The following is a 19,810-nucleotide window of genomic DNA, read 5'->3' as shown; positions in this document are numbered from 1 at the left end:
TGTTGTCGTGGCTGTCGTCCTGCCGGACCGGCAGCCGCTCATCCCCAGCCCCCGGTCGTCGTCCCCGCCGCCGGAGCCGGGCCCGTGCCGGCCCGCAGATGGTCCGCCTGGCGCCACAGGTCCACCAGAGGGACCCCAGGAGGCACCGCCACGGCCGTCCAGCCCGCCTCGCGCAGCATCCGGACCCGCTCGTCGCCGGGGCCCGGCAGAGCGCCGCCGGGGCCCTGGGCCCAGGCCGTGCTGTCCAGGACGAAGGCGACCGCGGCGCCGCTGCGCTGCCGCATCTTGGCGGCCACCGTCGCCTGCTCCTCGTCGAGGTCGCCGAGGAAGGCGATCAGCAGGCCTTCGTTGCCCCCGCGCAGCACGTCGTACGCGGGTGAGAGCCCCGCGCCGTCCGAGTGGTCGATCACCGCGAGGGTGTCCATCATCAGTCCCGCCGCGTCCGCCGACTCCTGGCTCGCGCCCGCGAAACCGTCCGAGCCCTCCCCGGGCACGGAGTTGCCGGTGTCGGTCAACAGCCGTACCGAAAAGCCCCGTTCGAGCATGTGCACCAGGGCGGACGCCGTGCCCGACACCGCCCACTCGAAGGCCGAGTCGGGCCCTGCGCCCCGGAAGGCGTGCGCCCGGGTGTCCAGGAGCACCGTGCAGCGGGCCCGCTGCGGCTGCTCCTCGCGGCGCACCATCAGCTCTCCATAGCGGGCCGTGGAGCGCCAGTGGACGCGGCGCAGGTCGTCGCCGTGGCGGTAGCCCCGCGGGATCACGTCGTCCTCGCCGGCGAGGGCCAGCGAGCGGTGCCGCCCGTCGCCGTACCCCTTGGCCTCGCCGGTGAGCCGCACCGGAGGCAGCGCCTCCACCCGCGGGATGACCGTCAAGGTGTCGTACGTCGAGAAGGAGCGGGTCAGTTCGCACATCCCGAACGGGTCCGTCAGGCGCAGTTGCAGCGGCCCCAGCGGATAGCGCCCCCGCAGATCCGAGCGGACGCGGTAGGACACCTCACGGCGGCCCCCCGCCTCCACCCGGTCGAGCACGAACCGGGGCCGCGGCCCCAGGACGTAAGGCACCCGGTCCTGGAGCATGAGCAACCCCGTGGGCAGCCGCGAGACGTTGTCCATCCGCAGATGGACACGCGCCTCCGAACTGGCGGGCACGCGCGCGGGGGAGAGCCTGCGGCTGCCCGCGACGCGGTAGCGGGTGCGGTAGAGCACCGTCGCGCACACCAGCGGAAGGACGGCGAGCAGCAGCCCGACCCGGAGCAGATCACTCTGCCCCAGGACGTACGCGCAGATGGCGGCGGCGACCCCGGCCGCGAGGAACGAACGCCCGCGTGTGGTGAGACCCGCGAGCGCGGTCCGCAGTCCGCCCTTGCCCTCCTCGGCCTGCGCCGGCTGCGGCCCCCCGGCCGCCATCACAGCCTCCGTGCGCCGGGCGGCTGCTGGTTGAAGTAGCCGCTGTTCGGCTGGGCGGCGGCGGGGACGGGCGTGCGCTGGAGGATCTCCAGGACGACCGACTCAGCCGTACGCCGGTTCAACTGGGCCTGGGCCGTGGGCAGCAGCCGGTGCGCGAGCACCGCCACGGCGAGGGCCTGGACGTCGTCCGGCAGGGCGAACTCCCGGCCGCTGAGCGCCGCGGAGGCCTTGGCCGCACGGAGCAGGTGCAGCGTCGCGCGCGGCGACGCCCCGAGTCTCAGGTCCGGGTGGTTGCGGGTCGCCCCCACCAGGTCCACGGCGTACCGCCGCACGGAGTCGGCGACGTGGACCGTGCGGACCGCGTCGATGAGCTTCACGATGTCGTGTGCGTGCGCCACCGGCTGGAGGTCGTCCAGCGGCGAGACACCGCCGTGCACGTCCAGCATCTGCAGCTCGGCCTCCGCGTTCGGATAGCCGATCGAGACGCGCGCCATGAAGCGGTCGCGCTGCGCCTCGGGCAGGGGATAGGTCCCCTCCATCTCGACGGGGTTCTGCGTCGCCACCACCATGAAGGGGCTCGGCAGTTCGTAGGTCTGCCCGTCGATGGTGACCTGGCGCTCCTCCATGGACTCCAGGAGCGCGGACTGCGTCTTGGGAGACGCGCGGTTGATCTCGTCGCCGATCACGATCTGCGCGAAGATCGCGCCGGGCTTGAACTCGAAGTCCCGGCGCTGCTGGTCGAAAATGGACACACCAGTGATGTCCGACGGCAGCAGGTCGGGCGTGAACTGGATGCGCCGCACGGAGCAGTCGATGGACCGCGCGAGCGCCTTGGCGAGCATGGTCTTGCCCACGCCCGGTACATCCTCGATCAGCAAATGCCCCTCGGCGAGGAGCACGGTCAGCGAAAGCCGTACGACCTCTGGCTTGCCCTCGATCACACCCTCGACCGACCTGCGGACACGTTCCGCTGTGGCGGTCAGATCTGTGAGGCTCGCTCGATCGTCATAGGTCGTCACCCGGCCCTCCTCGGACACGTTCTCCGGGCCGACGCATTTGTGTGCGGCCCGGCCCACCCCGAATCACGGACACCACGCGTGAATGGTTCAACGTGATGCCCCACCCCGCATTCTTGTTGGGCATACCGGGTTGTGTCACTCGCCCGCGGATAACTGGCGGCGATATGTCGGGTCTTACGGCCTTTTGGCAGCCGAGCCGGTCCGGAAAGGTCCGGTCCGGACCCCGTCACGCAGGGTCGATCTCCCGCAGCAGACCTGTGGTGACATCGAAGACGAATCCCCGCACATCGTCGGTGTGCAGAAGGAACGGCGAGGTCCGTACCCGCTGCATCGACTGCCGTACGTCCTGGTCGACGTCGCGGAAGGCCTCCACCGCCCAGGCGGGCCGCTGGCCGACCTCGAGCTCCAGCTCGTGCCGGAACTCCTCGGTGAGGCTCTCCAGGCCGCAGCTGGTGTGGTGGATCAGTACGACGCTGCGGGTGCCGAGGGCGCGCTGGCTGATCGTCAGAGAACGCATGACGTCGTCGGTGACTACGCCGCCCGCGTTGCGGATGGTGTGGCAGTCGCCCAGTTCGAGGCCGAGCGCGTCGTGGAGATCGATGCGGGCGTCCATGCAGGCGACGACGGCGACCCCGAGGACGGGGCGTGCGTCCATACCAGGATCCGTGAATGCCTTTGCGTACCGCTTGTTCGCCTCGACGAGGCGATCGGTGACGGTGCCGTCGGCGGTTATCCCACCGTTCGGCTCTGCGGGGGAGCTGCCCGTGGAGGATGCGGAAGTCGACATGGCTATGACGGTAGTCGGCACTGATCGCCCGGGCCCGCTGTGAGAAGGGACAAAGAACGTCAATGAGGCTTGTTGTGAGCTAACCCACAGGGGTGCGGCGCCTACCCCCGAACGGGTGACGAGGCGTCTTTCGCGGCCCGCCGACGACCCGTACGCGACGCGCAGGCCAGTTGATTGACCGGGCGACACGGTGGACTAAAGTGACGCGAAGTGGGAGCCGTGACCCTGCTCCCAGCTGGACTGTTCACCCGGAGATTCCCTGAATCCCCCCACGTGCGCGGCGCGTACGTACGGCTCGGCCTCCTCCCGCTCCCGGTCGGCTGACGCCACTTCCCCGGCGCCAGCAGGCCATTCCCCTTCTCGAGCGGGCGGGGACCCGGCCGTGCGCACAGCGCTCCGCGCCGGACCTGAGAGGGCCCTTTGAGCCAGACCCGACACGTCCCGGTGATGCTCCAGCGATGCCTGGACCTGTTGGCCCCCGCGCTCGCCCAGCCGGGCGCGGTCGTCGTCGACTGCACCCTCGGACTCGGCGGCCACAGCGAGGCGCTCCTGTCGACCTTCCCGTCGGCCCGCCTCATCGGCCTCGACCGCGACAAGGAAGCGCTGCGGCTCTCCGGAGAGCGGCTCGCCCCCTTCGGCGACCGCGCCGAACTGGTGCACGCGGTCTACGACGAACTGCCCGACGTGCTCGACCGGCTCGGCATCGCGAAGGTCCAGGGCGTGCTCTTCGACCTCGGCGTCTCCTCGATGCAACTCGACGAGGCGGACCGGGGCTTCGCCTACGCCCAGGACGCGCCCCTGGACATGCGCATGGACCAGACGACCGGCATGAGCGCCGCCGAGGTCCTCAACACGTACGCACCGGGCGAACTGGTGCGCATCCTGCGCCAGTACGGCGAGGAGAAGCAGGCCAAGCGGATCGTGAGCGCCGTCGTCCGCGAGCGCGAGAAGGAGCCGTTCAGCAACAGCGCCCGGCTCGTCGAGCTGATCCGTGACTCGCTGCCGCAGGCCGCCAAGCGCACCGGCGGCAACCCCGCCAAGCGCACCTTCCAGGCCCTGCGCATCGAGGTCAACGGCGAGCTGAGCGTCCTGGAGGCGGCCATCCCGGCCGCCGTGAAGGCCCTCGCCGTCGGCGGCCGCATCGCCGTCCTGTCGTACCACTCCCTTGAGGACCGGCTGGTCAAGCAGGTCTTCGCGGCCGGCGCCGCGACGACCGCGCCGCCCGGCCTGCCCGTCGTCCCCGAGCGCTACCAGCCCCGGCTCAAGCTGCTCACGCGCGGCGCGGAGCTCCCCACCGAGGAAGAGGTCGCCGAGAACCGCCGGGCGGCCCCGGCACGGCTGCGGGGTGCGCAGCGCATCCGCGAGGAGACGCTGTGAAGCGCGCCCGCCGGGAGGACCCGTGAACGGCGTCCCTGAGGAGGCCCCATGAGCAAGAAGCCCGAGCTGCGGGGGAGGGCGGCCCGGCTCGCGCGGCTGCTGCCGTCGGGGCCGAGCCAGGCGGCGCGCACGCCGTTCGTGCTCCTCGTCGTGCTGCTGCTCGGCGGCGGTCTGATCACGCTGCTCATCCTGAACTCCTCGCTCAACGAAGGCTCGTTCCAGCTGAGCGAGCTCAAGAAGGAGACGACGGAGCTCACCGACCAGGAGCAGGAGCTCCAGCGGGACGTGGACGCCTACGCCGCTCCTGACGCCCTCCAGCGCCGCGCCCGTGAGCTCGGCATGGTGCCGGGCGGCGACCCGGCCTTCCTGAACCCTGACGGCACCGTGCGCGGCGTTCCCGGAGCCGCCGAGCAGTCCTCCGCGCTGGAGCCCGACCCGCGCCCCCAGGAGGTGGCGTCCCCGGCGCCCTCCGTCTCGATCCCGGTGCTGCCCGCGCCCTCGGAGCCCCAGGCGTCCCCGGCGCCCTCCGCCCCGGCCGCGGACGGCCCGCCCGCGCCCGGCCTCTCCGCGACGCCCGGCCCCACGACCTCCGGCAGGTGACGTAAGTGACGGACCGCCAACCCCCGCGACGCAGGGTCCCGGGTCCCGCGCGGCCCTCGCGCCCCGCCCGCCCCGGCCAGCAGCGCCGCCCGGGAGCGGGATCCCGCCCCGCCGCCCGCCGCCCGCGCACCACGACCAAGGCCCGCACCATCCGGCTCGGCAGCCCGCGGCCACGGCTTCGCATGGTGAGCCTCGGTCTGACCCTGGTGATGCTGGCCTTCGTCGTACGCCTCCTCCAGGTGCAGGCGGTCGACGCCAGTGTTTACACCAGCAAGGCCGAGAAGAACCGCTACTTCAGCCATGTCCTGACCGCCGAGCGCGGCGGCATCACCGACCGGCGCGGCGTCGAACTGGCCGCCAGCGTGGACGCGTACGACATCACGGCCGACCCCACGTTGTTCACCGCGAAGGAGATGGGCATCAAGGACGCGCCCGAGCAGGCCGCCGCGCTCCTCGCCCCGATCCTCGACAAGGACGTCGACCGGCTCACCGAGCAGCTGAAGACCCCCAAGACGCGTTACGTCCTGCTGGCCCGCCGGCAGACCCCGCAGGTCTGGAAGCAGATCAAGGACCTGCGCGGCGCGCTCGAGGACAAGGCGAGCACCGACAAGAAGAGCGCCAACGTCCTGGCGGGCGTCTTCCAGGACCCCAGCAGCAAGCGCGTGTACCCGAACGACAGCCTGGCCGCCGGGATACTGGGCTGGGTCAACGCCGAGGGCAAGGGCGCGGGCGGCCTTGAGCAGCAGCTCAACAAGGAGCTCGCGGGCAAGGACGGCAAGATCAGGTACGCCCAGTCCGGCGGCCACCAGGTGCCCACCGCGGGGAGCACGGAGACGCCCGCCGTGCCCGGCTCCGACGTCGAGCTCACCATCGACCGCGACATCCAGTGGGCCGCGCAGAACGCCATCACCGAGCAGGTGGAGAAGTCCGAGGCGGACCGCGGCTACGTGATAGTGCAGGACAACAAGACCGGCGAGATCCTCGCGATGGCCAACTCCCCGGGCTTCGACCCGAACGACCTCTCGCAGGCCGACGGCACGGCACTGGGCAACGCCTCGCTCCAGGACGCCTTCGAGCCGGGTTCGACCGCCAAGGTCATGTCGATGGCCGCCGTCCTGGAGGAGAACGCGGCCACGCCCGCGACGCGGGTGACGGTCCCCAACCGGCTGCACCGCGGCGACCGGCTCTTCCAGGACGACATCGACCACCCGACCTGGCATCTCACGCTCAACGGCGTGCTCGCCAAGTCCAGCAACATCGGCACGATCCTGGCCACCGGCGAGCTGGGCAAGACCCAGAAGGAAGCCAACCGGTCGCTCTACTCGTACCTGCGGAAGTTCGGCATCGGCAGAGAGACCGGGCTCGGCTTCCCCGGCGAGACGTCCGGGATCTTCGCGCCCGCCGACAAGTGGTCCACCTCGCAGCAGTACACGATCCCCTTCGGCCAGGGCTTCTCGATCAACGCGATGCAGGCGACCTCCGTCTACTCGACCATCGCCAACGACGGCGTACGCGTCGAGCCCACGCTGGTGCGCGGCACCAAGGGCCCCGACGGCCGCTTCACGCCCGCTCCCAAGCCCAAGAAGACCCGCGTGGTGAGCGCGAAGACCGCCAAGACGCTGTCGCGGATGCTGGAGTCCGTCGTCGACGACGAAGAGGGCACCGGTACCAAGGCCCGCATCGCCGGCTACCGGGTCGCGGGCAAGACGGGTACGGCCAACCGGGTCGACCCTCAGACCGGCAAGTACAAGGGCTACACCTCGTCGTTCGCCGGGTTCGCGCCCGCCGACAAGCCGCGCGTCACCGTCTACTGCGCCATCCAGAACGCCACCAAGGGCAGCTACTTCGGCGGCCAGATCTGCGGTCCCATCTACAAGGAAGTCATGCAGTTCGCCCTCAAGACGCTCCAGGTCCCGCCCACCGGCAAGGGCGCGGCCAGGCTCCCCGTCACCTTCGAACCCTGAGCCCCACCAGGACAAGCCCGTGACAACGATCACCCCGAAGCCGGGGAACCAGCCCCCGCCACACCGCCCGCTTCGCCCTGAGCCCGGTGCGCCCGGTACGCTCACCGCCGTGCCACACGCTGATCAGTCCCAAACCACCCAGAAGGGCGTTCCCGTGACATATCCGGGACCGCCGAGGCCGGTCCAGGTCTCCGCGACGCCGCTCGCCAGGATCGCCGATCAGCTGGGCGTCGCCGCCCCGGGCACGGGGGAGGTCAGCGGCATCACGCACGACTCCCGCGCGGTCCGCCCCGGCGACATCTACGCCGCCCTGCCCGGCGCCCGGCTGCACGGCGCCGACTTCGTCGCCCAGGCCGCCGACCTCGGCGCCGCCGCGATCCTCACCGACCCGACGGGCGCCGAGCGCGCGGCCGTCACGGGCCTGCCGGTCCTGGTCGTCGACGAACCGCGCGGCTCCATGGGGGAGCTCGCGGCCACGGTCTACGGCCACCCGGGGCGCGATCTGCTCCAGATCGGCATCACCGGTACGTCCGGCAAGACCACCACGGCGTATCTCGTCGAGGGCGGCCTCAAGGGCGTCAAGTCGACCGGCCTCATCGGCACGGTCGAGATGCGTATCGGCGAGGAGCGGATCAAGTCCGAACGTACGACCCCCGAGGCGACCGACCTCCAGGCGCTGTTCGCGGTGATGCGCGAGCGCGGCGTCGAGGCCGTCGCCATGGAGGTCTCCTCCCACGCCCTCGTGCTCGGCCGGGTGGACGGCTGCGTCTTCGACGTTGCCGTCTTCAACAACCTCAGCCCCGAGCACATGGAATTCCACTCCGACATGGAGGACTACTTCCAGGCCAAGGCGCAGCTGTTCACCAAGCTGCGATCCAAGGTCGGAGTGGTCAACTTCGACGACGAGTACGGGCGCCGGCTCATCGACGAGTCCGAGGTGCCCGTCACCACGTTCTCCGCCGAGGGCCACCCCGACGCCGACTGGCGCGCGGAAGGCGTCGAAGTCACGCCCTTCGACTCCACGTTCGTCGTGGTCGGCCCGCAGGGGGAGCGGATCACCGCGAAGTCCCCGCTGGCCGGGCCGTTCAACGTCGCCAACACGCTCTCCGCGATCGTCTCGCTCGCCGTCGCAGGGATCGACCCGCAGCAGGCCGCCGACGGCGTCGCGGCCGTGCCGGGCGTCCCCGGCCGCCTGGAGCGCATCGACGAGGGCCAGCCCTACCTCGCGGTCGTCGACTACGCCCACAAGACGGACGCCGTCGAATCGGTCCTGCGCGCCCTGCGCAAGGTCACCGACAACAAGCTGCACATCGTCCTCGGCTGCGGCGGCGACCGGGACAAGACCAAGCGGATGGCGATGGGCGCCGCGGCGGCCAGGCTCGCCGACTCCGCCGTACTGACCTCTGACAACCCCCGTGGCGAGGACCCCCTCGCGATCCTCGCCACGATGCTCGCCGGTGCCGCCGACGTGCCGGCCCACGAGCGCGGCGAGGTCGCCGTGTTCGAGGACCGCGCCGCCGCCATCCGCGCGGCCGTCGCACGGGCCGAGCCGGGCGACACGGTGCTCGTCGCGGGCAAGGGCCACGAGCAGGGACAGGACATCGCCGGGGTGGTGCGTCCCTTCGACGACCGCCAGGTACTTCGCGAAGCAATCCAGCAAACCCAGGGATGAATCTGTGATCGCCCTCTCCCTCGCCGAGATCGCCACTGTCGTCGGCGGGCAGACGTACGACATACCGGATCCGTCCGTCCAGGTCACCGGACCGGTCGTCAGGGACTCCCGTGAAGTGGAGCCCGGCAGCCTCTTCGTCGCCTTCGCCGGCGAGCGCGTCGACGGCCACGACTACGCGTCCGCCGTGGTCGAAGCGGGCGCCGCCGCCGTCCTCGCCTCGCGCCCCGTCGGCGTGCCCGCCATCGTCGTCGACGACGTGCAGGCGGCGCTCGGAGCCCTTGCGCGGCACGTCGTGGAGCGGCTCGGCGCGACGCTCGTGGCGCTCACCGGCTCCGTCGGCAAGACAAGCTCCAAGGACCTGCTCGCCCAGGTCCTGCGGAGCAAGGCGCCCACGGTCTTCACGCCGGGCTCGCTCAACAACGAGATCGGCCTGCCGCTCACCGCCCTCAGCGCCACCGACGAGACGCGCTTCCTCGTCCTGGAGATGGGCGCGCGCGGCATCGGCCACATCCGCTACCTCACCGGCCTCACCCCGCCGAAGATCGGCCTCGTGCTCAACGTAGGGACCGCCCACATCGGCGAGTTCGGCGGACGCGAGCAGATCGCAGTGGCGAAGGGTGAACTCGTCGAGAGCCTCCCCGCCGACGGCACCGCCGTCCTCAACGCCGACGACCCCCTCGTCCGCGCCATGGCTTCGCGCACGAAGGCGCGCGTCCTGCTCTTCGGAGAGGCCGCCGACGCCGACGTACGTGCCGAGAATGTCCGGCTCACGGAGATCGGACAGCCCGCCTTTACGCTGCACACACCCTCCGGGTGCAGCGACGTGACCTTGCGGCTGTACGGTGAGCACCACGTGTCGAACGCGCTTGCCGCGGCCGCCGTCGCCCATGAGCTGGGCATGTCCGCAGACGAGATCGCCCGCGCGCTCTCCGAGGCGGGCACGCTGTCCCGCTGGCGGATGGAGGTCACCGAGCGCCCGGACGGCGTGACGGTCGTCAACGACGCCTACAACGCGAACCCCGAGTCCATGCGAGCCGCCCTGCGCGCGCTCGCGGCCATGGCCAAGGGACGTCGTACGTGGGCGGTGCTCGGTCACATGGCCGAGCTCGGTGACGACGGGCTCGCCGAACACGACGCGGTCGGACGGCTCGCTGTCCGGCTGAACGTGAGCAAGCTCGTGGCAGTCGGGGGCAGGGAAGCGTCCTGGCTCCAACTGGGCGCATACAACGAGGGTTCGTGGGGTGAGGAGTCGGTGCACGTGTCCGACGCACAGGCGGCGATCGACCTGCTGCGCAGCGAGCTGCGCCCGGGAGACGTCGTGCTGGTGAAGGCTTCCAGATCGGTCGGTCTCGAGCGGGTCGCCACGGCGCTGCTCGATGACTCCGCGTCGTCCGAGGGGCAGGTCGCCGGCCGATGAGGCAGATCCTCTTCGCGGGTGTGATCGGGCTCTTCCTGACCCTGGTCGGAACCCCGCTCCTTATCAAGTTCCTTGCCCGCAAGGGCTATGGGCAGTTCATCCGGGACGACGGCCCGCGCGAGCACCACAGCAAGCGCGGTACGCCGACCATGGGTGGCATCGCCTTCATCCTCGCCACGCTCATCGCGTACTTCCTCACGAAGATCATCACGGGCACGGAGACCACGCTCTCCGGTCTCCTCGTGCTCTTCCTGATGGCGGGCATGGGCCTCGTCGGCTTCCTCGACGACTACATCAAGATCGTGAAGCAGCGCTCGCTCGGTCTGCGCGCCAAGGCGAAGATGGCCGGACAGCTGATCGTCGGCATCGGCTTCGCCGTGCTCGCGCTGAACTGGCCGGACAACCGCAACCAGACCCCGGCCTCCACCAAGCTGTCGTTCGTCACGGACTTCGGCTGGTCGATCGGCCCGGTGCTCTTCGTGGTCTGGGCGCTGTTCATGATCCTCGCGATGTCGAACGGCGTGAACCTCACCGACGGCCTCGACGGCCTCGCCACGGGCGCCTCCGTGATGGTCTTCGGCGCGTACACCTTCATCGGTGTCTGGCAGTACCAGGAGTCCTGCGCCAACGCGGTCACGCTGACCAACCCACAGGCGTGTTTCGAGGTCAGAGACCCACTCGACCTCGCGGTGGTGGCCTCCGCGCTGATGGGCGCCTGCTTCGGCTTCCTGTGGTGGAACACCTCGCCCGCCAAGATCTTCATGGGTGACACCGGCTCGCTCGCCCTCGGCGGCGCGCTCGCCGGACTCGCGATCTGCTCGCGCACCGAGATGCTGCTCGCCCTGCTCGGCGGTCTCTTCGTCCTGATCACGATGTCCGTCGTCATCCAGGTCGGCTCGTTCCGCATGACCGGCAAGCGCGTCTTCCGCATGGCGCCACTGCAGCACCACTTCGAACTCAAGGGGTGGTCCGAAGTCCTTGTGGTGGTCCGCTTCTGGATCATCCAGGGCATGTGCGTGATCGTCGGACTCGGCCTCTTCTACGCAGGATGGGCAGCCAAGAAGTGACCAGCTGGCAGGGGAAGAACGTCACCGTCGCCGGGCTCGGCGTCTCCGGAATCCCGGCGGCCCGCGTGCTGAACGGCCTGGGCGCCGTCGTCACGGTCGTCAACGACGGCGACGACGAGCGCTCCCGTACGCAGGCCGATGAGCTGAGGTCCGAGGGCATCAGCGTCCGCCTCGGCGACGGGGCCACCCTGCCCGAAGGCACCGAACTCATCGTCACCACGCCCGGCTGGCAGCCGGACAAGCCGCTCTTCGCGGCGGCCGCGGCTGCCGGTGTCGAGGTGTGGGGCGACGTCGAGCTGGCCTGGCGTCTGCGCGGCCCCGACGCCGCGCCATGGCTCGCGGTCACCGGCACGAACGGCAAGACCACGACCGTGCGCATGCTGGCCTCGATCCTGGAGGCGGCCGGTCTGCGGACCGCCGCCGTCGGCAACATCGGGGTATCGCTGCTCGACGTCGTCACCGGCGACGAGCCGTACGACGTCCTCGCCGTCGAGCTCTCCAGCTACCAGCTGCACTGGGCGCCCTCGCTGCGCGCCCACTCCGCGACCGTCCTGAACCTCGCGCCCGACCACCTGGACTGGCACGGCTCCATGGAGGCGTACGCCGCCGACAAGGGCCGGATCTACGAGGGCAATCAGATCGCCTGCGTCTACAACGTCGCCGACAAGGCGACGGAAGACCTCGTCCGCGAGGCCGACGTCGAAGAGGGCTGCCGGGCCGTCGGTTTCACGCTGAATGCGCCCGCGCCCTCGCAACTGGGCGTCGTGGACGGCATTCTGGTCGACCGTGCCTTCGTGCCGGACCGTCAGAAGCAGGCGCAGGAGCTCGCCGAGATCTCCGACGTGCAGCCGCCCGCGCCGCACAACATCGCCAACGCCCTGGCCGCGGCAGCTCTCGCGCGCGCCTACGGCGTCCCGGCGACGGCCGTACGCGACGGTCTGCGCGCGTTCCGTCCCGACGCCCACCGCATCGAGCACGTCGCCGACGTGGCCGGTGTGGCGTACGTCGACGACTCCAAGGCCACCAACACCCACGCCGCGGAAGCGTCGTTGGCGGCGTACGAATCCATCGTCTGGATCGCGGGCGGGCTCGCCAAGGGCGCCACCTTCGACGAGCTGGTCACCAAGTCGGCCAAGCGGCTGCGGGGTGTTGTCCTGATCGGCGCCGACCGCGCGCTGATCCGCGAAGCCCTCGCGCGACACGCCCCCGAGGTCCCGGTCGTCGACCTCGACCGGACCGACACTGGGGCGATGTCCGAGGCGGTACGGCAGGCGGCACGGCTCGCCGAGCCGGGGGACACCGTACTGATGGCTCCGGCCTGTGCGTCGATGGACATGTTCACCAACTACAACAAGCGTGGTGACGCGTTCGCGGACGCGGTCCGCGAACTCGGCGCGAGCGCCTGACGCGGACCCCGGTGGTCCGGGGGCGCCCGGCACCCTTAGGAGGGCACGTGGCAGCGTCGTGGTGGCCGTTCGGGGGTCCTGATGGCCGGCAGTAGTGGGCGCGCGCCCACGCGCCTCGCCAAGCGGCCCGCGCCGATCCGTTCCGCGGGCGCACCCCGCCCGCCGCGGGAGAACCCGGTACGGCGGTCCTACACCCGCGCCAAGCGCGCCTGGGACCGGCCGCTGACCGCGTACTACCTCATCTTCGGCAGCAGCCTGCTGATCACCGTGCTCGGCCTGGTGATGGTCTACTCGGCGTCGATGATCCAGGCGCTGCAGCTCGACCTGCCCGCCGCGTACTTCTTCCGCAAGCAGTTCGTCGCGGCCGTCCTGGGCTCGGTCCTGCTGCTCGTGGCCATGCGGATGCCCATCAAGCTGCACCGGGCGCTCGCCTATCCCATCCTCGCGGTGACCGTCTTCCTGATGGTCCTCGTGCAGATCCCGGGGATAGGGCGCAGCGTCAACGGAAACCAGAACTGGATCTATCTGGGCGGCCCCTTCCAGCTCCAGCCCAGTGAGTTCGCCAAGCTCGCCCTCGTCCTGTGGGGCGCGGACCTGCTCGCCCGTAAACAGGACAAGCGCCTCCTGACCCAGTGGAAACACATGCTGGTGCCGCTCGTCCCCGTCGCCTTCATGCTGCTCGGCCTGATCATGCTGGGCGGCGACATGGGCACGGCGATCATCCTCACGGCGATCCTTTTCGGCCTGCTCTGGCTCGCGGGGGCGCCCACGCGGCTCTTCGCGGGGGTGCTCTCGATCGCGACCCTGCTCGGCGTGATCCTCATCAAGACCAGCCCCAACCGCATGGCGAGGCTCGCCTGCATCGGCGCGACGGATCCCGGCCCCGGCGACCAGTGCTGGCAGGCCGTGCACGGGATCTACGCCCTGGCGTCCGGCGGATTCTTCGGTTCCGGCCTCGGCGCCAGTGTGGAAAAATGGGGTCAACTGCCGGAACCGCACACCGACTTCATCTTCGCCATCACCGGGGAGGAACTCGGCCTGGCGGGGACACTGTCGGTGCTCGCTCTGTTCGCGGCTCTAGGCTATGCGGGTATCCGCGTGGCCGGACGCACGGAGGACCCCTTCGTACGGTATGCCGCGGGAGGCGTGACCACCTGGATCACGGCGCAGGCCGTGATCAACGTCGGTGCGGTGCTCGGTCTGCTGCCGATCGCCGGTGTCCCGCTCCCGCTGTTCTCCTACGGTGGGTCAGCCCTGCTGCCGACCATGTTCGCCATCGGACTCCTCATCGCCTTCGCGCGGGACGAGCCGGCGGCAAAGGCGGCCCTGGCCATGCGGCAACCTCGGGTGAGATGGAACACGATGAGACGGCGCGTCAAGGCGCGTTCGTCCGGAGAGCGGTGAATTTCGGTGCATGTCGTACTCGCCGGTGGGGGGACCGCCGGCCACATCGAGCCCGCGCTCGCCCTCGCGGACGCCCTGCGGAGGCAGGACCCGACCGTGGGCATCACGGCCCTGGGCACGGAGCGTGGACTCGAGACCCGGCTCGTACCGGAGCGGGGCTACGAACTCGCGCTGATCCCGGCCGTACCGCTGCCGCGCAAGCCAACCCCTGAGCTGATCACCGTCCCGGGGCGGCTGCGCGGCACGATCAAGGCGGCCGAGCAGATCCTGGAGCGTACGAAGGCGGACTGCGTGGTCGGCTTCGGCGGCTATGTCGCGCTGCCGGGGTACCTCGCGGCCAAGCGGACCGGTACGCCGATCGTCGTGCACGAGGCCAACGCGCGTCCGGGCCTCGCCAACAAGATCGGGTCGCGGTACGCCCACGGGGTGGCCGTTGCCACCCCCGACAGCAAGCTGCGCAACTCCCGCTACATCGGCATTCCGCTGCGCCACACCATCGCCACGCTCGACAGGGCCCGGGTCCGCCCGGAGGCGCGCGCCGCCTTCGGCCTCGACCCGAACCTGCCGACGCTCCTTGTCTCCGGCGGTTCGCAGGGCGCCCGGCGGCTCAACGAGGTCGTCCAGCAGGTCGCTCCGGTGCTCCAGCGCGCCGGGATCCAGATCCTGCACGCGGTCGGCCCGAAGAACGAAATGCCGTACGTCGAGAACATGCCCGGTATGCCGCCCTACATCCCGGTACCGTACGTGGACCGGATGGACCTCGCGTACGCCGCGGCGGACATGATGCTCTGCCGTGCGGGCGCGATGACCGTCGCCGAACTCTCCGCCGTCGGGCTTCCGGCCGCGTACGTACCGCTGCCCATCGGCAACGGCGAACAGCGGCTGAACGCCCAGCCGGTGGTCAAGGCGGGCGGTGGACTCCTCGTGGACGACGCCGAACTGACGCCCGAGTGGGTGCAGGGCAACGTACTCCCGGTGCTCGCCGATCCGCACCGGCTGTACGAGATGTCCCGCGCCGCATCGGAGTTCGGCCGCAGGGATGCCGACGACCTCCTCGTCGGCATGGTGTACGAGGCGATCGCGTCCCGCCGCAACGGGTGAGACGGCACTAGAAGGCAAAGAAGGCAGGGACCGTGGCCGGACCGACCACCGCCGAACGGCAGAAGCTCGACTCCGGCCCGCCCCGCCCCCCGCGCTCCCGCGTACGCATGCCGCGGCCGCGCACCCTGGTCCTCTCGCTGATCGCGCTCGTGCTGCTCGGCGCGGGTGGAGTCTGGCTGCTCTACGGCTCGCAGTATCTGCGCCTGGAGCGCGTGACGACGTCCGGGACGCGGATTCTGACGCCCGGCGAGGTACGCGAAGCCGCCGCGGCCCCGGTCGGGGCGCCCCTGATCTCGGTCGACACCGACGCGATCGAGGACCGGCTGCGGAAGAGACTTCCGCGTATCGATTCGGTCGACGTCGTCCGTTCCTGGCCGCACGGAATCGGTCTGAAAGTGACCGAACGCAAGCCGGTTCTCCTTATCGAAAAGGGCGGAAAGTTCGTCGAAGTGGACGCCAAGGGCGTGCGATTCGCCACGGTCGGACATGCGCCGAAGGGTGTTCCGCTGCTGGAATTGAGGCCGGATCAGGAGAACGCGGCGGCGAGTCTGCGCCGTTTCGACTCCCACCGACTGCGGCGTGAGGCGGTACAGGTCGCGGGTGCGCTGCCCGCAGTGGTGGCCCGCGATACACGTGTCGTCAAGGCCCGTTCGTACGACTCGATCTCGCTGGAGTTGAGGGGCGGACGCACCGTAGCGTGGGGCAGCAGTGAGAAGGGCCGGACGAAGGCAAGCACACTCACCGCCCTGATGAAAGCCGCCCCCAAGGCACGGCACTTCGATGTGAGTGTCCCCACCGCCCCTGCGTCATCGGCGAGTTGACGCATATCGTCGCAGGCCAGCACCCTGGTTCGGCAGCGCTACGGCTGATCACATAGGGTGAAAAGAAAAACGGGAGGTTCGGCGTGTTCGTTGAACGTGCGCCACTTGTCGACTTAGTGTCCTGTTCGGAGAGTCCAAGGAACAGACACACTGGTAACCCTAAACTTCAGCGTTAGGGTTCGGGTCGGCGTTCGGACCGTCCCATTCGGCATCAGTCGTCGCGGCGCTTGACCGCGAGGCGGCGACACGTAACTCGAGGCGAGAGGCCTTCGACGTGGCAGCACCGCAGAACTACCTCGCAGTCATCAAAGTCATCGGTGTCGGCGGCGGTGGTGTCAATGCCATCAACCGGATGATCGAGGTCGGTCTCAAGGGCGTCGAGTTCATCGCCATCAACACCGACGCGCAAGCCCTGTTGATGAGCGACGCCGACGTCAAGCTCGACGTCGGCCGTGAACTCACCCGCGGCCTCGGCGCCGGAGCCAACCCGGCAGTCGGCCGCAAGGCGGCCGAGGACCACCGCGAGGAGATCGAGGAGGTCCTCAAGGGGGCCGACATGGTCTTCGTCACCGCCGGCGAAGGCGGCGGCACCGGCACCGGCGGCGCACCTGTCGTCGCCAACATCGCCCGCTCCCTGGGCGCCCTGACCATCGGCGTCGTGACCCGGCCGTTCACCTTCGAGGGCCGTCGTCGCGCCAACCAGGCCGAGGACGGGATCGCGGAGCTGCGCGAAGAGGTCGACACCCTCATCGTCATCCCCAACGACCGGCTCCTGTCCATCTCGGACCGCCAGGTCAGCGTTCTGGACGCCTTCAAGTCGGCGGACCAGGTCCTGCTCTCCGGTGTCCAGGGCATCACCGACCTCATCACGACCCCGGGTCTGATCAACCTCGACTTCGCCGACGTCAAGTCGGTCATGTCCGAGGCCGGTTCGGCCCTGATGGGCATCGGTTCGGCGCGCGGCGACGACCGCGCGGTGGCCGCCGCCGAGATGGCGATCTCCTCGCCACTCCTGGAGGCGTCCATCGACGGAGCGCGGGGCGTCCTGCTCTCCATCTCCGGCGGCTCCGACCTCGGCCTCTTCGAGATCAACGAAGCGGCCCAACTGGTCAGCGAGGCGGCCCACCCCGAGGCCAACATCATCTTCGGCGCCGTCATCGACGACGCCCTGGGCGACGAGGTCCGGGTCACCGTCATCGCGGCGGGCTTCGACGGGGGACAGCCGCCGTCCAAGCGCGACACCGTCCTCGGTTCGGCTTCGCCTACCAAGCAGCGTGACGAGCAGCCGTCGGCCACGAGCCGTCCGGCCGAGTCCCGTTCGACGTACGGCGGTCTCGGCAGCGTCACGCCGCACGAGGAGAAGCCGGCTCCGGAGCCGGTCGAGGCGACTCCGGTCAACGAGACCCCGTCCGCGCCCGTGGCCCCGCCGCAGGTTCCGCCGGCCCGTCCGTACTCGGACAGCCAGGCCGAAGAGCTGGACGTGCCGGACTTCCTGAAGTGATAAGCCAGCACAGCACCGTGAGCGGCGCGCACTTCGCCTTCACCGACAGGTGGGGCGGGGTGAGCGCCGTTCCGTACGAAGAGCTCAATCTCGGCGGCGCGGTCGGCGACGACCCACAGGCCGTGCGGGCCAACCGCGCGCTGGCCGCCAAGTCGCTGGGCATCAAACCGGAGCGGGTCGTCTGGATGAACCAGGTGCACGGCCCCGATGTCGCGGTGGTCGATGGACCCTGGGGTTCCGAGGCCGAGATCCCGGCGGTCGACGCCGTGGTGACCGCCCGCCGTGGCCTCGCCCTGGTGGTCCTCACCGCGGACTGCACGCCCGTCCTGCTCGCCGACCCGGTCGCCAAGGTCGCGGCGGCGGCTCACGCGGGGCGGCCCGGCATGCTGGCGGGGGTCGTCCCCGCCGCCGTCGAGGCGATGGTGAAGCTGGGCGCCGACCCGGCCCGCGTCGTCGCCCGCACCGGGCCCGCCGTCTGCGGCCGCTGCTACGAAGTGCCGGAGGCGATGCGCGCCGATGCCGCCGCGATCGAGCCGGCGGCGTACGCCGAGACGAGCTGGGGCACTCCGGCGGTCGACGTGACCGCGGGGGCGCACGCCCAGCTGGAGCGGCTCGGGGTGCGCGACCGGGAGCAGTCGCCGGTGTGCACCCTGGAATCCGGTGACCACTTCTCGTACCGCCGCGACCGGACCACCGGTCGTCTCGCGGGCTATGTCTGGCTGGACTGATAGGGCATGACGGACCGTAAGTCTCAACTCGCCGCGAATCTGGCGAAGGTCGAAGAGCGCATCGCCGCGGCGTGCGCGGCGGCCGGGCGCAAGCGGGAGGAGGTGACCCTGATCGTGGTCACCAAGACCTACCCCGCGAGCGATGTGCGGATCCTCTCGGAGCTCGGTGTGCGCCATGTCGCCGAGAACCGTGACCAGGACGCGGCCCCCAAGGCCGCCGACTGCTCGGATCTTCCCCTTGCTTGGCACTTTGTCGGTCAATTGCAGACCAACAAGGTCCGTTCTGTGGTCAGTTATGCCGATGTGGTCCAGTCCGTGGACCGCCCCAAGCTCGTCACGGCCCTGTCGAACGGTGCCGTGCGGGCCGAGCGGGAACTCGGCTGCCTGATCCAGGTCGCCCTCGACGCCGAGGAGAACGGCAGGGGCGAGCGCGGGGGCGTGGGCCCCGGCGGCATCGAAGAGTTGGCCGGACTCGTGGCGCAGGCTCCGGGGCTGCGGCTCGACGGTCTGATGACCGTGGCGCCGCTCACCGGTCCGTACGCGGGGCGGCAACAGGCGGCGTTCGAGCGGCTGATGGAATTCTCAACCCTCATGCGCGCGACTCATCCGGCTGCGAACATGGTGTCGGCAGGGATGAGTGCGGACCTCGAACAGGCCGTGGCGGCCGGAGCGACACATGTGCGCGTCGGTACGGCGGTACTCGGAGTCCGACCCGGGCTCGGGTAACGTCGCCAAGAAGTCGGACCACAGCAGAAAATATGGTCATTCTCGCTGTTGGGCGGGGAGACCTCGTGGATCGCGGGCAGTTGGTGACGACAGCCGATCCACCACAGAGCGGAGGACTCAGAGCATGGCCGGCGCGATGCGCAAGATGGCGGTCTACCTCGGCCTCGTGGAGGACGACGGGTACGACGGTCCGGGGTTCGACCCCGATGACGAATTCGAACCCGAGCCGGAGCCCGAGCGGGACCGCAGGCGGCACGATCCGCCACACCAGTCGCACCAGTCCCGTCAGGCACACGCGTCTGATCGGGACGAATCGGTACGAGTGGTACAGCCCCCCGCACAGCGTGAGCCGGTCGCCCATTCCGCTTCGCTAGCCGCGGAATCCGGACGTCCGGCACGAATCGCCCCCGTGGCATCCATCACACCTGAACGCCAGAGCCTGGAGAAGAACGCACCGGTGATCATGCCCAAGGTCGTGTCCGAGCGGGAGCCCTACCGCATCACCACGCTGCACCCGCGGACGTACAACGAGGCCCGTACCATCGGGGAACACTTCCGCGAAGGCACCCCGGTGATCATGAATCTGACCGAGATGGATGACACGGATGCGAAGCGACTTGTCGACTTTGCCGCCGGTCTGGTGTTCGGTCTCCATGGCAGCATTGAGCGAGTGACGCAGAAGGTGTTCCTGTTGTCGCCTGCTAACGTCGATGTAACGGCGGAGGACAAGGCTCGCATCGCAGAGGGCGGGTTCTTCAACCAGAGCTGAGACGTAAGTGAAGCAGTAACGCAGAACCGGCAAACGCAGCACGAG

The 19,810-nt window shown here is 70.1% G+C and carries 17 protein-coding genes; 14 read left to right on the top strand and 3 right to left on the bottom strand.

Annotated features, from left to right (window positions below):
• Nucleotides 1-38: 38 nt before the first annotated feature.
• From E5671_RS15420 to E5671_RS15410, 3 genes are all read right to left on the bottom strand, one after another.
• A complete protein-coding gene (locus E5671_RS15420) occupies nucleotides 39-1,406 on the bottom strand; it encodes a DUF58 domain-containing protein (protein WP_160504542.1) in 1,368 nt (455 codons plus the stop codon).
• Nucleotides 1,406-2,425, bottom strand: a complete 1,020-nt coding sequence (locus E5671_RS15415) for an AAA family ATPase (RefSeq protein WP_160504541.1) — start codon at nucleotides 2,423-2,425, stop codon at nucleotides 1,406-1,408. The genes E5671_RS15420 and E5671_RS15415 overlap by 1 nt, the downstream gene beginning before the upstream one ends.
• Before the next feature lie 226 nt (nucleotides 2,426-2,651).
• A complete protein-coding gene (locus E5671_RS15410) occupies nucleotides 2,652-3,275 on the bottom strand; it encodes a beta-class carbonic anhydrase (RefSeq protein ID WP_160504540.1) in 624 nt (207 codons plus the stop codon).
• A gap of 357 nt (nucleotides 3,276-3,632) precedes the next feature.
• Between E5671_RS15410 and rsmH the strand changes: the two genes are divergently transcribed.
• The 14 genes from rsmH (at nucleotide 3,633) to E5671_RS15340 (ending at nucleotide 19,765) form a co-directional block, all read left to right on the top strand.
• Entirely contained in the window at nucleotides 3,633-4,589 is a 957-nt protein-coding gene (gene rsmH, locus E5671_RS15405) for a 16S rRNA (cytosine(1402)-N(4))-methyltransferase RsmH (RefSeq protein WP_160504539.1), read from the top strand.
• A gap of 48 nt (nucleotides 4,590-4,637) precedes the next feature.
• Entirely contained in the window at nucleotides 4,638-5,189 is a 552-nt protein-coding gene (locus tag E5671_RS15400) for a cell division protein FtsL (RefSeq protein WP_160504538.1), read from the top strand.
• 5 nt (nucleotides 5,190-5,194) lie between these two features.
• Entirely contained in the window at nucleotides 5,195-7,153 is a 1,959-nt protein-coding gene (locus E5671_RS15395; protein ID WP_160504537.1) for a penicillin-binding transpeptidase domain-containing protein, read from the top strand.
• A 19-nt stretch (nucleotides 7,154-7,172) separates the two neighbouring features.
• The gene (locus tag E5671_RS15390; RefSeq protein WP_160504536.1) at nucleotides 7,173-8,825 is read left to right on the top strand and encodes a UDP-N-acetylmuramoyl-L-alanyl-D-glutamate--2,6-diaminopimelate ligase; all 1,653 of its coding nucleotides are present in this window, start codon (nucleotides 7,173-7,175) and stop codon (nucleotides 8,823-8,825) included.
• Nucleotides 8,826-8,829: 4 nt separating this feature from the next.
• Nucleotides 8,830-10,242, top strand: a complete 1,413-nt coding sequence (locus tag E5671_RS15385) for a UDP-N-acetylmuramoyl-tripeptide--D-alanyl-D-alanine ligase (RefSeq protein ID WP_160504535.1) — start codon at nucleotides 8,830-8,832, stop codon at nucleotides 10,240-10,242.
• Nucleotides 10,239-11,309 (top strand): phospho-N-acetylmuramoyl-pentapeptide-transferase, encoded by a 1,071-nt coding sequence (mraY, locus tag E5671_RS15380; protein WP_160504534.1) that lies wholly within the window; start codon nucleotides 10,239-10,241, stop codon nucleotides 11,307-11,309. Before E5671_RS15385 ends, mraY begins: the two co-directional genes overlap by 4 nt.
• The gene (murD, locus tag E5671_RS15375) at nucleotides 11,291-12,715 is read left to right on the top strand and encodes a UDP-N-acetylmuramoyl-L-alanine--D-glutamate ligase (RefSeq protein ID WP_160504533.1); all 1,425 of its coding nucleotides are present in this window, start codon (nucleotides 11,291-11,293) and stop codon (nucleotides 12,713-12,715) included. Before mraY ends, murD begins: the two co-directional genes overlap by 19 nt.
• A gap of 81 nt (nucleotides 12,716-12,796) precedes the next feature.
• Nucleotides 12,797-14,119, top strand: coding sequence for a putative lipid II flippase FtsW (gene ftsW, locus E5671_RS15370; RefSeq protein WP_160504532.1), 1,323 nt, complete (start codon nucleotides 12,797-12,799; stop codon nucleotides 14,117-14,119).
• A 6-nt stretch (nucleotides 14,120-14,125) separates the two neighbouring features.
• The gene (gene murG, locus E5671_RS15365; RefSeq protein ID WP_160504531.1) at nucleotides 14,126-15,220 is read left to right on the top strand and encodes an undecaprenyldiphospho-muramoylpentapeptide beta-N-acetylglucosaminyltransferase; all 1,095 of its coding nucleotides are present in this window, start codon (nucleotides 14,126-14,128) and stop codon (nucleotides 15,218-15,220) included.
• Nucleotides 15,221-15,252: 32 nt separating this feature from the next.
• Nucleotides 15,253-16,041 (top strand): FtsQ-type POTRA domain-containing protein, encoded by a 789-nt coding sequence (locus E5671_RS15360; RefSeq protein ID WP_160504530.1) that lies wholly within the window; start codon nucleotides 15,253-15,255, stop codon nucleotides 16,039-16,041.
• Nucleotides 16,042-16,315: 274 nt separating this feature from the next.
• Complete coding sequence (gene ftsZ / locus E5671_RS15355) at nucleotides 16,316-17,542, top strand: cell division protein FtsZ (protein ID WP_160504529.1); 1,227 nt, start codon at nucleotides 16,316-16,318, stop codon at nucleotides 17,540-17,542.
• A complete protein-coding gene (gene pgeF / locus E5671_RS15350) occupies nucleotides 17,539-18,270 on the top strand; it encodes a peptidoglycan editing factor PgeF (protein ID WP_160504528.1) in 732 nt (243 codons plus the stop codon). The genes ftsZ and pgeF overlap by 4 nt, the downstream gene beginning before the upstream one ends.
• A gap of 6 nt (nucleotides 18,271-18,276) precedes the next feature.
• Nucleotides 18,277-18,996 (top strand): YggS family pyridoxal phosphate-dependent enzyme, encoded by a 720-nt coding sequence (locus E5671_RS15345; RefSeq protein WP_160504527.1) that lies wholly within the window; start codon nucleotides 18,277-18,279, stop codon nucleotides 18,994-18,996.
• Nucleotides 18,997-19,120: 124 nt separating this feature from the next.
• Nucleotides 19,121-19,765, top strand: coding sequence for a cell division protein SepF (locus tag E5671_RS15340; RefSeq protein WP_160504526.1), 645 nt, complete (start codon nucleotides 19,121-19,123; stop codon nucleotides 19,763-19,765).
• Nucleotides 19,766-19,810 lie beyond the last annotated feature (45 nt).

It is taken from the genome of Streptomyces sp. BA2, from assembly GCF_009769735.1.
Taxonomy (GTDB): domain Bacteria; phylum Actinomycetota; class Actinomycetes; order Streptomycetales; family Streptomycetaceae; genus Streptomyces.
Note: the sequence above shows the minus strand (reverse complement) of the source record. Positions and strands in the feature narration are given on the sequence as shown.